Source organism: Geobacillus sp. BK01, from assembly GCF_052220245.1.
Classification (GTDB): Bacteria; Bacillota; Bacilli; order Bacillales; family Anoxybacillaceae; genus Geobacillus.
This window is the reverse complement of the sequence record NZ_JBQPTH010000025.1, coordinates 21,690-34,351: the sequence shown is the minus strand read 5'-3', so window position 1 is coordinate 34,351 and position 12,662 is coordinate 21,690. Positions and strand designations below refer to the sequence as shown.

Genomic DNA, 12,662 nt, shown 5'->3' with positions numbered 1-12,662 from the left:
CCGCTGACCGAATCAAGGCAAGCCCTGATCCGGTCCGCTCGACTTGCATGTATTAGGCACGCCGCCAGCGTTCGTCCTGAGCCAGGATCAAACTCTCCAAAAGAAAGTTGATTGGCTAATCCAGCTTCGGCCCGCCGTCCGGGGTCAAACAACCTTCGCCTCCGGAATGTAAACATCCCTGCAGGCGAAGAACATTTGCCCATCGCGATCGCCAGGATGGCGATATTTCGTCGTTACCCGCAGGACGCGGGTTGCTTTTAGGCGAAATATCAGGCCGAAGCTTTTCGCTTGCGCTTCGTTTCGTTCAGTTTTCAAGGAACAAGGTGAAATCAACTTTGTTTGTCGTTCTTTCGAAACGACTTTTATATTATAGCACTTTTATTATTTGTTGTCAACATTTTTTTATTCATCTTGCGCCGCAACCTTTGTCCATCGCGGCAGCGATTTAAAATATATCATCGTTCTCCATAGAAGTCAATAGCCTTTTTACTTTTTAACGGATTTCTGAAAGAAGTCTCCCACTTCAAGGAACGTGTAGGGAGACGTTTAGAAGCGAGAGACTTCTTTCAGGAAATGTTAAATAAGGAGTAGGTGGGAGAGAGTCATCTTGCTTCCCCCCTCTGTACGGCATAATAACGCTCCGCTATCTTGTTTCCCCCTGTCGGTCTTTCTACTGCGGCCAATACTCTTCTCTCAACTAAATACTCAACCATGATGGCAAGGTCGACTGAATAAGGGGCGAGTTGCGGGTGACAGGCCATTTCGGCAATACTCCATGCGCCTTCTTTTTCCTTCAGCACTTCACATAGATGGATTGAGCCTGCCGCAACGGAAGAATGAATGAGAAACTCACTTGCCAGCAATAGAAGTTCAAGCCGCTTCGGCAACGGTTCCTCGCTGCCGACCAACTCCTCATATAGCTTATACACTTGTCCATTCATATGTTTTACTTGGCTCCACACCGTCACTTCTGGATAAAACCCATACTCAATCAACGTTAGCCGGGCTAAATGGTGCAACGCCTGCACCATATGGTTGTACGAATCAAGCCAATGCCGGGCCATGAACAGCGCCTTGCCATCGATATAGCGACGGATCAGTTTAGCAAACTCAATTCCCATTTTGAGTTGCCGCTGCCGGGGCGGAAACTGTTCGAGACGCCGGCGAAGCTGCCTAATATAATCACTGCGGTCAAATATAACTTTCCCATTAAATACCCAGTCAATAGCTTTTCGGGGCGACCCGAGAATGAGCCATTCATTTAACTTCTGTTCATTGACCACATAAAGCGCCGCCTTTTCACTGTCCAGTGAATAATGTTTCAAAAATACTGGTTCGCTTTGCGAATCCACAATGACTAGCAGCACAGCATCAAACGTATCAGTCACCGCCGTATGGCAAACTGCTTTTTCAATCATTAAAATTCCGTGCGTATTGCATCGGCTTGCCCATTCTTGACATATCGGGCGCAAAAATTGTTCCATAGGCTGTTTCCGTTACAGAAGGAAAACATGCAGCACCTTCTTCCTTCAGCTGCAAAGCCAGCACGAAAGTTCTCTTTTCCTTCGCACCGCGCCTATCTGTAACGGGTTCCCTCCTTCCAACATCTTCAAAGGTTCAACCGCCTGCTGCGTGAAGATGAAGCATTGCACAAGAAAATCCCCCGTTTCTTGCGGCCACTGACCGTTTTTTATCGCCCGTGGCCAGTCGCCATCGCCTCCTTGTTCAGTAAAAGGCAGGAGCTTATAGCTGTCGTTCGTTATTCGACAAAAAACGAAAATTTCCTTTCTCCAAAATAAAAAACACAGGCTGATTTTGCTTATTTCTCCTTCCCGGTCTCCCCCTGTTTTATGGTATAGTGATGTATGTAGGAGGGACGACCATGGGTATCAAATATTCGAGTAAAATCAACAAAATTCGCACGTTCGCTTTAAGTTTGATTTTTGTCGGCGTCATCGTCATGTATCTCGGACTGTTTTTCCGGACATCCCCGATCGTCATGACGCTGTTTATGGTGCTTGGGCTTTTATTTCTTGTTGCGAGCGGCATTGTATACTTTTGGATCGGCACACTCTCCACGAGAGCCGTCCAAGTCGTTTGCCCATCATGCGGCAAGGTGACGAAAATGCTCGGGCGTGTTGATTTATGCATGTTTTGCCGCGAGCCGCTGACGTTGGATCGCGAACTTGAAGGAAAAGAGTTTGACGAGAAATACAATCACAAAAGAAAAAGCTGATAGCCGCTTTCAAGCTATCAGCTTTTTTAATGCGTGCGCCCTTTGCTTTTTTGACAGTCAGGACATAGCCCATACACTTCCATGCGATGATGATCGACTTTAAAGCCGGTAACGTGAGCAGCAAGCTGCTCGACTTCATCGAGCGCCGGGTAGTGGAAGTCCACGATTTTGCCGCACTGTTCACAAATGACATGATAATGATTGGATGTGACAAAATCGAACCGGCTTGACGAATCACCGTATGTCAGCTCTTTGACAAGCCCGATTTCTTTAAAGACGCGCAAGTTATTGTAGACGGTAGCTACGCTCATATTCGGAAATTTCCCTTCCAGCGCTTTATATATTTCATCAGCTGTCGGATGGGACATCGAGCTGATCAAATACTCCAATATCGCATGACGCTGCGGCGTGATGCGTATGCCCGTCTTTTTCAGCATATCCAGCGCTTCCTTCAGTTGCTCATTGGCAGACACCGTCATGCACCCCACTCTCTGCAAAAAGATAAAAAAAATTATCATTTTATAATATTTATAATTAGTCTACAAGGAATGTATGCCTTTTGTCAATATAGATACCATTAATATATGGGCTTAAGCGTCTTTTTAACAAAAAAAAGGGGGGCAGAAATATTTTCCACCCACCATATTTCATTCATTTGAGGAGGTTACTATGTATCATACGCAAAACAACTTATATTGTTTGGACGCTTACCTAGATGACGTCAATCGGGCAACTTCCGCGAGCGCCTCATCGACGTGCCCTTTCACTTTCACTCCACGCCATTCTTTTGCCAATGTTCCGTCAGGGGCGATAATGAATGTCGAGCGCTCAATGCCCATATATTCCTTTCCGAAATTCCGCTTTTTCTTCCAAACCCCATACATTTCCGCTACGTGGTGTTGTTCGTCAGAAAGAAGCAAAAACGGCAGCTTATATTTCTGAATAAACGTTTCATGCCGCTCGACCGGGTCGGTGCTTACTCCTAAGATGACGGTATTCAATCCGGTAAACGTCTCATAGCGGTCACGAAAGTCGCACGCCTCGGCCGTGCACCCAGGCGTCATGTCTTTCGGATAAAAATAAAGCACGACATATTGGCCTCGGAAGTCTGAAAGCGAAACCATTTCCCCACTGCTTGCCGGCAAGGTAAAGTCTGGGGCCGGCTGGCCAATGGCGATCGTCATGGCACTCCCTCCGTCTTCTTCATTTTCTTTTAGCGTAGCGAAGAAGGAGGAAAATTGCAACCGTTAGCGGTGGTCCCAGTCAAATACGGTGCGCGTCACGATAACAGCCGGCATAATGTAGCCAAGAAGCGCTTCGGCAATGGCGATCCAACGCCCGATGCCGATTGGAGTGACGTCTCCATATCCGACCGACAAAAGCGTCATGCCGCTTAAGTACAAGCTATCCTCAAGCAAAGACAAACGGTTCTCCGCCTCACTGTGTGAAGACGGGATAAACACCGCATGGCCGTTTGCCTGCAAAATCATATAAATCATGGCAAAGCCGAGCATCATTGTTAAATACCACTGAACGAGCACCCACAAATTGTCGAGCGAAAGGCGGCGCCGCGCTTGAACGCGCACGGTCCAAAGCGAGGTGATGCTCCCGAGCAGTACGGCAGTAACCACTCCGAGGAAGGCGTAATCCATCGCGTTCCCTCCATCTCTGTCTGTTGTTCATATATACGTGCACAGATGGACAATTATGACGGAGTGAGCCGCTGCCACCTCGATGGTTGCTTGAAACCGTGGGGACGGAGCCACGCCGCCTTCTTAGGCTGCCCGTTTGGCAGAGCAGAGCCACTGTTTGCGCCAGCTTTCCCTATTTTTGCGTAAGGTCAGCGTCTCATCTCACTGCGAAAAAGAGCGGGACAACACACCTTTAAGCGTCGCCGCGCTATGGCGAAACCATTTTTGTTCATTATCGTCCAGTTCAAGCTCGATTACCTCACGGACGCCGTTGCGATTGATGACAGCCGGCACACCGATGTAGACGTCACGTTCCCCATATGGACCGTCCAGATAGGCTGAGACGGTCAAAATGGCATTTTCGTTATGCAAGATAGCGCGTGTGACCCTGGCCAACCCCATGGCAATGCCGTAGTACGTCGCTCCCTTTTTCTCAATAATTTGGTAGGCGGCATCACGTACATTGACGAAAATGCGTTCCAACTCTTCTCGTGCCTGTTCTCCTTTTGATTCGATCAGCTTGCGGATCGGCACACCGCCGATATCAGCCTGACTCCAGACCGGAAGCTCCGTATCGCCGTGTTCGCCGATAATATAGGCGTGTACATTCGTTGGAGCGATGGCGAAATACTCGCCTAATAAAAAGCGGAATCGCGCTGTATCTAAAATGGTCCCCGAACCGATCACCCGCTCCTGCGGCAGTCCGCTAAACTTCCATGTCGCGTAAGTCAAAATGTCGACCGGGTTAGTGGCGACAAGAAACAACCCTTGAAATCCGGAAGCCATAACTGATTCGACGATCGAACGGAAAATGGCAATATTTTTGTCCACCAAATCAAGCCGCGTCTCGCCCGGTTTTTGGTTGGCACCGGCGCAAATGACGACCAAATCCGCATCACGGCAGTCGCGGTAATCGCCATGCCAAATGCCGGCCGGCTTCGGCGCAAACACTTTTCCATGGTTTAAATCCATCGCATCGCCCATGGCCTTGTTTTCATTTGCGTCAATGAGCACAATCTCATCAGCAATCCCTTGATTCATTAAAGCAAACGCATAGCTAGCACCGACAAACCCAGTGCCGATGACCGCCACCCGGTTTCCTCCTCCGTTTTTCATCACTGTTCTCCCTCCTTACAATTGTGAACACATTCACAAATTATTTTACGCAATAAGACAAGAACTATGCATAAACGATTATGGCGATTGTTTGACCGTTGTTTGTCATTTTAATGGCAATCTCTATTGATCTAACAAAAACGGACGGGGCCGTCAGCTCCCCGTCCCGCGGTACCTCCTGACCCCGGCGTTCCAAAGCATCACAGCGATGACGAAAAACAACGCGCCGACAGCCGGGGTCATAAACGCATAGCCGTACCATTCCTGCCTGTTAAGAAAATAGGAAGCCGGATAGACACCGACGAAGGCAAACGGCAACACCCACGTTAAAATGTAACGGATGACGCGATGATAAATATCGATCGGATAACGGCCGTAGCTGCTGATGTTATACATCATCGGCATGATCGACGTACGGGCGTCGGCAAAAAAGCTGATCGTGGCCAACGAAATGAAAATGCCGGCGTAAATGAACGCCCCGCCGATGACAAATAAAATAAAGATAAAGACATCGTACCAATGAAACGTAAGTGCTAAACGGTCGCTGGCGTATGCCATAATGATCAGCCCCGGGATGGCGCCAAGCAGCGATTCAAGTTCCATCCGCTCCAAAATGATCTGGAACAGGCTGTGAACCGGGCGCGTCAACACGCGGTCCATTTCTCCCTGAACAATGTAGCGCTCGTTGAAATCCCATAGATTAAAAAAGGCGCCAAATACGGCGTACGGCACAAGGAAAAAGCCGTAAATAAACAACACTTCATCGCGGGTCCAACCGTGAAGCAGCGGCGTATGGCCAAACACAACGAGCAAGAACACTAAGTTGACCGCCTGCGCCATTAAGTCGGACAACCATTCAATGAGCAAATCGGCGCGGTATTGCAATTTTGTCTTCATATACTGGGCCATATATTGAAAAAAGACAGATACGTAAAACAATGTCTACCCCCCTTGCACGACGAGCCGTTTTTTCGCCGCCCGCCATAACCACCCAATCGGAAACAATAACAACACGCACCATGCCGCCTGCGTGAACAATCCATCGCTCACAGCGGCGCCTTGGAAGCTTTCTGTAATGATCATGCTTGGAATGTAGCTGATGGCTTGAAACGGCATATACGCCATGAGCTGCTGCGCCCAATCCGGGTAAAACGACAAAGGCAAAATAAGACCGGAAAATAGATCAATAATAAACCGCTTTGCCCTGAGCAGCCCTTCATTTCGGAACGTAAAAAACGTCACCACCCCCGCCAGCAAGTTCAGCTCCGAATAAATGACAAAACTCAACAGGAGCGACAAACTAAACGACAGCCATGTATGGGCGTTTTCCGGGAACTCGAGCGGCAAAAAGAGCGACACGACCACCAGTCCCGGCAATGATAGAAAGAACAGGCGAAACAGCCCTTCACCGAGCCCTTGCACCGCCTTCATCCCTAAGTAGCTGTACGGGCGGATGAGTTCCGTCGCTACTTTTCCGTCGCGAATTTCCATGGCGATTTCGCGGTCGATGTTGTTAAAGTAAAACGCCCGCGACAGCCAGGAAATGGCGACATACGTCGTCATTTGGGCGAGCGACATCCCTTGCATCGACGGTTTGTCTCCGTAAATGGCCGACCAGAGGAAGTAGTACGCCGCGATGTTAATGGCATAAATCAGAATGCCTGTATAATAGTTCGTTCGGTATGCGAGCATCATTAAAAAGCGGATGCGGATCATTTCCGTATACTTATCCACGAACAGCACCTTCTTCGTAAATGTTGCGGACGATTTCTTCCGTCGGCACTTCATGAATGCGGATGTCTTGCAGCGCATAGCGGGCGGCGACGCGGCTGACGACTTCCGGCACGCCTCCTGATGGAACGTGCGCCACCCAAATGTTCGGCTGTTCGCCTTGTTTCCAGTTAACGCCCAATCCGACCGTCAGCTCCTGCAAGGCAGCGGGGGCTGCTCCTTCAGCAAATGTAAACGAAACCCTCTTTCCTTGCCCCCATTTTTCTTTCAACTGCTCAAGCGAACCGTCATAAATGATTTTTCCTTCATCGAGCATAATCACCCGCTCGCACAGCGCCTCGATGTCCGACATATCATGCGTCGTCAACAAAATCGTCGTCCCGTACCGTTCGTTCAACTGTTTTAAAAACTGACGGATGTTCAGTTTCACCAACACATCAAGACCGATGGTCGGCTCGTCCAAAAACAACAGCGGCGGGTTGTGAATGAGCGCAGCGGCAAGCTCACAGCGCATCCGCTGCCCGAGCGACAGCTTGCGCACCGGTTTGTCAAGGAGCGGGCCGATCTCTAGCATCTCGATGACCTCACCCATATGACGGCGATATTGCCCATCCGGGACGCGGTACACTTTTTTCAACAGCCGGAACGATTCTTGCACGGCGATGTCCCACCATAATTGCGAACGCTGGCCGAAGACAACGCCAATCGTCCGCACGAATTTCTCCCGTTCTTTATGCGGGTTCATCCCGTTGACGACAATACGCCCGGATGTCGGCGTTAAAATGCCGGTCAACATTTTAATTGTCGTTGACTTGCCGGCGCCGTTTTCGCCAATATAACCGACGATCTCCCCTTGTTTGACCGTAAATGAAATGCCGTCCACCGCCCGGACGGTCGTATAACGGCGCGTCCATAAATCGCGAAACGCTCCGACGAGGCCGGAGCGGCTGGCATGCACCTTAAATTCTTTGCACAATTGTTCTACCTCGATGGCGTTCATCGTTCTCCTCCTGCCTCTTCACATCAACATCAAGAAGGACGACATTCGCCCTTCTCCTATGTTGCAATTATACATAAATCGTTGTTATTTTCACCTTTTTTGTTTTTCCAGACGAGTTAGGGCGCTATGGTAAAATAAAGGGGCAGTCATCGGGAACAGGAGGATGAAACGATGCAATGGACAAAATCGGAACAATTGTATGAAGAAGCGCTCCAGCACATCGTCGGCGGGGTAAACAGCCCGTCCCGCTCGTATAAAGCGGTCGGCGGCGGCGCCCCCGTCGTGATGGAGCGGGCGCAAGGAGCGTATTTTTGGGATGTGGACGGAAACAAGTACATTGACTATTTGGCCGCCTACGGGCCGATTATTGCCGGCCATGCCCACCCGCACATCGCTGCGGCCATCCGCCGCGCCGCCGAAACCGGCGTGCTGTATGGCACGCCGACGCCGCACGAAATTACGTTTGCGAAAATGTTAAAAGAAGCGATTCCATCGCTCGAAAAAGTCCGGTTTGTCAACTCGGGGACGGAGGCGGTGATGACGACGATCCGCGTCGCCCGCGCCTATACCGGCCGCAGCAAAATCATCAAATTTGCCGGCTGCTACCACGGCCACTCCGACCTCGTGCTCGTCGCCGCCGGCTCGGGGCCGTCGACATTAGGGACGCCGGACTCGGCCGGGGTGCCGCAAAGCATCGCCCAAGAAGTGATTACCGTGCCGTACAATGATGTCGATTCATTCCGTGAAGCGATGAATGTTTGGGGCGAACAAGTCGCCGCCGTATTGGTTGAGCCGATCGTCGGCAATTTCGGCATCGTCTTGCCGAAACCCGGATTTTTAGAAGCGGTGAACGACATCGCTCATCAAGCCGGGGCGCTCGTCATTTACGACGAAGTGATCACCGCTTTTCGTTTCCTGTACGGCGGGGCGCAAAACTTGCTCGGTGTGGCGCCTGACTTGACGGCGATGGGAAAAATTATTGGCGGCGGCCTGCCGATCGGGGCGTACGGCGGACGCCAGGACATTATGGAACAAGTCGCTCCGCTCGGACCGGCGTACCAAGCCGGGACGATGGCCGGCAATCCAGCGTCGATGCTTGCCGGCATCGCCTGCCTGGAAGTGCTGAAGCAAGACGGTGTATACGAACATCTCGACCGACTCGGCGCCATGCTTGAGGAGGGGATCATCACCCACGCCCGCCAATGCGGCCTACCGGTGACCGTCAACCGGTTAAAAGGCGCGCTTACCGTGTTCTTCACGGACGAAAAAGTGGAGAACTACGAACAGGCCCAGCGCAGCGACGGCGAGATGTTCGCCAAGTTTTTCAAACTGATGCTCAAACAAGGCATCAACCTCGCACCATCGAAATATGAGGCATGGTTTATCACCCTCGCCCATACGGAAGACGACATCGCCTATACGATCGAGGCGGTCGGCAAGGCGTTCCGGCAGCTATAAGCGTCGGATCCTTTCTTTGCAATCACCGAACAGTGTCCGCATGAAGCGGGCACTGTTTGATTTCTGCTTGGCGATTGTTGACAATTTTGTGAACAAGGCCTCTACACGGTAAGGGACGATTGATTTCCCGCGGCCCGCATGGTATGATAAACAACAAATTCTGAAAATTAAGACTGTCATTTTTCATCCAGTAAGCCATTGGGGGAGGTGACCGGCGCTGACGGAGGAACGCCCTCTCGACCGCGCCTAATATACATGGAGCAACACGCATATCGTTCGCCAAACGGAGTGGAACAACGCGGTGCCTTGTTGTTGGCGGCAGTGGAAAAACGGAACATCCCAACCAACGAGCATGTTCAAGCTGTCCTTCAGACACTTGTTCAATGGAATCATCCGGCCAAAGAAAGCGCCGTCATCCAGCTGGACATCCCGCGCAAACTATGGATGGAGAAACTCGCCAATGCCGGACAAAACCCAGAAATTGCGACAAACGATCATTTCACTGTCGGCCATGTGCACATTTCCCGCTCGGCTGATGTTAAGCCGGTTCAGGTGCATCTTCGCCAACTTTGCAAACAGTTTGGCTTCGTCCTTCTTTTCGAATCCATCCGGCCATCCGCCGATCAAAACACTTTGTTTTGGCAAATCGCCATGTTGCCGTGTGATGTGTTTTCCTTACCGGATCGTTTGTTTCGGCTGACGGCTGCAATGGAACGCGATCCGCACGTTCGCATCGCCTCGCTCAGCCACGTCCATGTCGTCTATCAAGCTACCACACCGGCCGAACTGCTGCGCGAACCGGATGTATCCCATCCATTTCTCGCCTCAGCTTCCGTGTTCGCCTATGTCGGGCAAGCCGATGCCCCCCTTCGCTATAAGCGTCTCGGTTCAGCCGGCATGCTTGTTCATAGCGCTGAAACACCCGCCTCAGCAGTCGAAACGCTCATTTATAACCACGGCTACAGCCTGATCGAGGCAGCCGGATTCGCTTTTGCGCCGGATGTGTCCAAGCAAGACGGCTTGGCGTCTCTGAAACAAACACAAGTGCTATTTGCGGCCAGCTCAGAACAGGAAGCCATATGGATTGCGGGCACAGACGGGACGCTTTGGAAAACGGACACTCCTTCCCGTTTGTTCATCGCCTCCGAGCCGTATGACAATACTGCCAAACCGTTGGCTCCGGGGCAGCCGCTAGCGCTCATCCGCTCTGCTGCCGGGCAAATGCGGTGGCTTGACAGCGCCCGTTTCCGTCAAGAAGTGAGTGCCCGTCTCTCCAATCGGCGCACCGCCGATACCCCGATCGCCTTTTGACCTTTTCAATGCTCTGCCGTTTTCGGCAGGGCGTTATATTTTTTCCCTTGCGCTCATATCTAAAAGTGTGTATAGTACTGAATGGTCTACGAAAACGAAAAAGGAGAGGTTTCCATAGATGAAGCTCGGTGCCCGCATTTTTAAAACGGGGATCGCAGTGGCACTTGCCTTATTTTTAGCAGCGCTCTTTCATTTTCCATCTCCGGTGTTCGCCGGCATTTCCGCGGTGTTCGCCATGCAGCCGACCATTTATCGTTCGTATTTATCGTTAATCGAACAAGTGCAAGCGAACGTAATCGGCGCCTTGTTCGCGATCGTCGCCGTTCTTATCCTCGGTCGCGATCCACTGATCGTCGGCTTGACACTCATGATTGTGATCGCTCTTTGCCTAAAAATGCGCCTTGAATCGTCGACAATTTCGGTGGCGCTTGTGACCGTCATCGCGATTATGGAATATACAGAACGCCAGTTTATCGAGTTTGCCGCCATCCGTTTTTTAACCATTATGCTCGGCATTTTCGCCGCCTTTCTTGTCAACTTGATTTTTTTGCCGCCCAAGTATGAAAAGAAATTGTACGAAAAAATTCGCGATGAGACAGAAGCAATTTTGAAATGGATCCGCCTTTATCAACAGCAGGCGGCCGATCATCATCACTTAAAGGACGAGATCGAAACGTTGCACGAGGAAATGACGAAACTGGAGCACTTGTATTTGATGTATAAAGAAGAACGCACCTATTTTCGGCGCCAACGCTTCCAAAAGTCGCGCAAGCTTGTGCTGTATCGGCAAATGATCGCCTCAGCCGACCGGGCGCTGTCCGTATTAAAATGGCTCCATCGCCTTGAGAATGAGTTGGGCCGCCTGCCTGACCCGTTTCACCACGCCATCTGCCTGCATCTTGGCAGCTTGGTTGGGTACCATGAGCAGATGTTGCTGAAGTTTGTCCATCAAGCGAAGCCGCTTCCCCATCACGTATGGGTGGAAGGCATCGATCGTGAACGGGAGCGGCTCACCTCTATGTTTTACGCCGACGGGCAGCCGCCTTCCGATTACCGCCTATTTTCGTTAATCGGCGCAATCATTGATTATGGAGACCGGCTTGAGCATTTAGACAAGTTAATTGATAGTTTTCACCATTACCATTACGATGACGAATTGGCCAAACGGCTCGAAAAGTCGGCAGGCGGCCGCTCCTAGCAGGCCGCCTGTCTCAGTTTTTCATCCGCGGGTCAAGCGCGTCGCGCAGCCCGTCGCCCATTAAGTTAAACCCGAGCACCGTCAACATAATGGCCAACCCCGGGAAAATCATCGTCCATGGTGCCTGGGTCAAGAAGTCTTTGGCATCAGACAACATTTTTCCCCACTCCGGGTTCGGCGGTTGGGCCCCGAGCCCTAAAAAGCCAAGCGCCGCCGCCTCGATAATGGCCGTCGCGATCGCCAATGTCCCTTGCACGATAATGGGGGTGAAGCTATTGGGCAAAATATGATGAAACAAAATGCGCCAATCGCTCATGCCGATCGCTCTGGCCGCCATAATATACTCCTCCTGTTTAATGCTTAACACCCGCGACCGGATTAACCGCCCGAAGTTTGGCACGTTAATAACCGCGATGGCGATGAGGGCATTTTGCAAAGAGGGACCGAGCACGGCGACGATGCCGATCGCCAATAAGATGCTCGGAAACGCCAGCATAATATCAAACAGGCGTGAAATGATTCCATCGATCCAACGCCCATAGTAGCCGGCGACAATGCCAAGCAATGAACCGGCAACGATCGATCCGAGCACGGAAACAAATCCGACCCATAGCGAAATGCGGGCCCCGTAAATGACGCGGGAGAAAATGTCGCGGCCGAAATCATCGGTCCCAAACCAATGCTCGCTAGAAGGCGGCTGCAGCCGCTCGGCCAATTGTTGTTCTTTGTAATCGTACGGCGCCAACCATGGTGCTAAAATGGCGATAACAATAAAAAACAGGACGATCCCTGCCCCGACAAGGGCCATCTTATTTTTCCGAAACCGCTGCCACGCTTCTCCCCATAGCGAAACGGTCTTTTCTTCTTCGACCGCTGCCGGTGACGTTGCCGGTGTGCGCGCCAATTCCGCCATATGCTCCC

13 protein-coding genes and 1 rRNA gene are annotated in these 12,662 nt (G+C 51.1%); 4 read left to right on the top strand and 10 right to left on the bottom strand.

All coding sequences use genetic code 11. The features are described 5' to 3' along the window. Together ACTVDO_RS15835 and ACTVDO_RS15830 are read right to left on the bottom strand one after the other, a co-directional pair. Window positions 1-103, bottom strand: a 16S ribosomal RNA gene (locus ACTVDO_RS15835); the annotation flags it as partial. 499 nt (window positions 104-602) lie between these two features. Beyond that, window positions 603-1,484 carry a nucleotidyltransferase-like protein gene (locus tag ACTVDO_RS15830; RefSeq protein WP_020958711.1) on the bottom strand — a complete coding sequence of 294 codons (882 nt, stop codon included), beginning with the start codon at window positions 1,482-1,484 and terminating at the stop codon, window positions 603-605. 398 nt (window positions 1,485-1,882) lie between these two features. Here ACTVDO_RS15830 and ACTVDO_RS15825 point away from each other — a divergent pair, with 398 nt between their 5' ends. Continuing rightward, the gene (locus ACTVDO_RS15825; RefSeq protein WP_020958710.1) at window positions 1,883-2,236 is read left to right on the top strand and encodes a YgzB family protein; all 354 of its coding nucleotides are present in this window, start codon (window positions 1,883-1,885) and stop codon (window positions 2,234-2,236) included. 26 nt (window positions 2,237-2,262) lie between these two features. On the opposite strand, the gene perR is transcribed toward ACTVDO_RS15825, so the two are convergent. From perR to ACTVDO_RS15790, 7 genes are all read right to left on the bottom strand, one after another. After that, window positions 2,263-2,715 carry a peroxide-responsive transcriptional repressor PerR gene (gene perR, locus ACTVDO_RS15820; protein WP_020958709.1) on the bottom strand — a complete coding sequence of 151 codons (453 nt, stop codon included), beginning with the start codon at window positions 2,713-2,715 and terminating at the stop codon, window positions 2,263-2,265. Between the two features lie 228 nt (window positions 2,716-2,943). Beyond that, window positions 2,944-3,420 (bottom strand): thioredoxin-dependent thiol peroxidase, encoded by a 477-nt coding sequence (bcp, locus tag ACTVDO_RS15815; protein ID WP_020958708.1) that lies wholly within the window; start codon window positions 3,418-3,420, stop codon window positions 2,944-2,946. 63 nt (window positions 3,421-3,483) lie between these two features. Beyond that, window positions 3,484-3,888: a potassium channel family protein gene (locus tag ACTVDO_RS15810; RefSeq protein ID WP_020958707.1), complete on the bottom strand. Its 405-nt coding sequence runs from the start codon at window positions 3,886-3,888 to the stop codon at window positions 3,484-3,486. Between the two features lie 201 nt (window positions 3,889-4,089). After that, window positions 4,090-5,043, bottom strand: a complete 954-nt coding sequence (locus tag ACTVDO_RS15805; RefSeq protein ID WP_442901840.1) for an L-lactate dehydrogenase — start codon at window positions 5,041-5,043, stop codon at window positions 4,090-4,092. 153 nt (window positions 5,044-5,196) lie between these two features. Further along, the gene (locus tag ACTVDO_RS15800) at window positions 5,197-5,982 is read right to left on the bottom strand and encodes an ABC transporter permease (RefSeq protein ID WP_020958705.1); all 786 of its coding nucleotides are present in this window, start codon (window positions 5,980-5,982) and stop codon (window positions 5,197-5,199) included. Between the two features lie 3 nt (window positions 5,983-5,985). Beyond that, the gene (locus tag ACTVDO_RS15795; RefSeq protein WP_020958704.1) at window positions 5,986-6,777 is read right to left on the bottom strand and encodes an ABC transporter permease; all 792 of its coding nucleotides are present in this window, start codon (window positions 6,775-6,777) and stop codon (window positions 5,986-5,988) included. Next, complete coding sequence (locus ACTVDO_RS15790; RefSeq protein ID WP_020958703.1) at window positions 6,770-7,774, bottom strand: ABC transporter ATP-binding protein; 1,005 nt, start codon at window positions 7,772-7,774, stop codon at window positions 6,770-6,772. Before ACTVDO_RS15790 ends, ACTVDO_RS15795 begins: the two co-directional genes overlap by 8 nt. Before the next feature lie 171 nt (window positions 7,775-7,945). Between ACTVDO_RS15790 and ACTVDO_RS15785 the strand changes: the two genes are divergently transcribed. The 3 genes from ACTVDO_RS15785 (at window position 7,946) to ACTVDO_RS15775 (ending at window position 11,741) form a co-directional block, all read left to right on the top strand. After that, window positions 7,946-9,232 carry a glutamate-1-semialdehyde 2,1-aminomutase gene (locus ACTVDO_RS15785; RefSeq protein WP_442901839.1) on the top strand — a complete coding sequence of 429 codons (1,287 nt, stop codon included), beginning with the start codon at window positions 7,946-7,948 and terminating at the stop codon, window positions 9,230-9,232. 255 nt (window positions 9,233-9,487) lie between these two features. Beyond that, window positions 9,488-10,543, top strand: a complete 1,056-nt coding sequence (locus tag ACTVDO_RS15780) for a hypothetical protein (protein WP_020958701.1) — start codon at window positions 9,488-9,490, stop codon at window positions 10,541-10,543. Window positions 10,544-10,661: 118 nt separating this feature from the next. Next, window positions 10,662-11,741 (top strand): FUSC family protein, encoded by a 1,080-nt coding sequence (locus tag ACTVDO_RS15775; protein WP_020958700.1) that lies wholly within the window; start codon window positions 10,662-10,664, stop codon window positions 11,739-11,741. Between the two features lie 13 nt (window positions 11,742-11,754). On the opposite strand, the gene nikC is transcribed toward ACTVDO_RS15775, so the two are convergent. After that, entirely contained in the window at window positions 11,755-12,654 is a 900-nt protein-coding gene (gene nikC, locus ACTVDO_RS15770; RefSeq protein WP_020958699.1) for a nickel transporter permease, read from the bottom strand. Window positions 12,655-12,662 lie beyond the last annotated feature (8 nt).

Coding starts and splice junctions, on each gene's coding strand:
- ACTVDO_RS15830 (WP_020958711.1), bottom strand. CDS start 1,484: ATGGAACAATTTTTGCGCCCGATATGTCAAGAATGGGCAAGCCGATGC.
- ACTVDO_RS15825 (WP_020958710.1), top strand. CDS start 1,883: ATGGGTATCAAATATTCGAGTAAAATCAACAAAATTCGCACGTTCGCT.
- perR (WP_020958709.1), bottom strand. CDS start 2,715: ATGACGGTGTCTGCCAATGAGCAACTGAAGGAAGCGCTGGATATGCTG.
- bcp (WP_020958708.1), bottom strand. CDS start 3,420: ATGACGATCGCCATTGGCCAGCCGGCCCCAGACTTTACCTTGCCGGCA.
- ACTVDO_RS15810 (WP_020958707.1), bottom strand. CDS start 3,888: ATGGATTACGCCTTCCTCGGAGTGGTTACTGCCGTACTGCTCGGGAGC.
- ACTVDO_RS15805 (WP_442901840.1), bottom strand. CDS start 5,043: ATGAAAAACGGAGGAGGAAACCGGGTGGCGGTCATCGGCACTGGGTTT.
- ACTVDO_RS15790 (WP_020958703.1), bottom strand. CDS start 7,774: ATGAACGCCATCGAGGTAGAACAATTGTGCAAAGAATTTAAGGTGCAT.
- ACTVDO_RS15785 (WP_442901839.1), top strand. CDS start 7,946: ATGCAATGGACAAAATCGGAACAATTGTATGAAGAAGCGCTCCAGCAC.
- ACTVDO_RS15780 (WP_020958701.1), top strand. CDS start 9,488: ATGGAGCAACACGCATATCGTTCGCCAAACGGAGTGGAACAACGCGGT.
- ACTVDO_RS15775 (WP_020958700.1), top strand. CDS start 10,662: ATGAAGCTCGGTGCCCGCATTTTTAAAACGGGGATCGCAGTGGCACTT.
- nikC (WP_020958699.1), bottom strand. CDS start 12,654: ATGGCGGAATTGGCGCGCACACCGGCAACGTCACCGGCAGCGGTCGAA.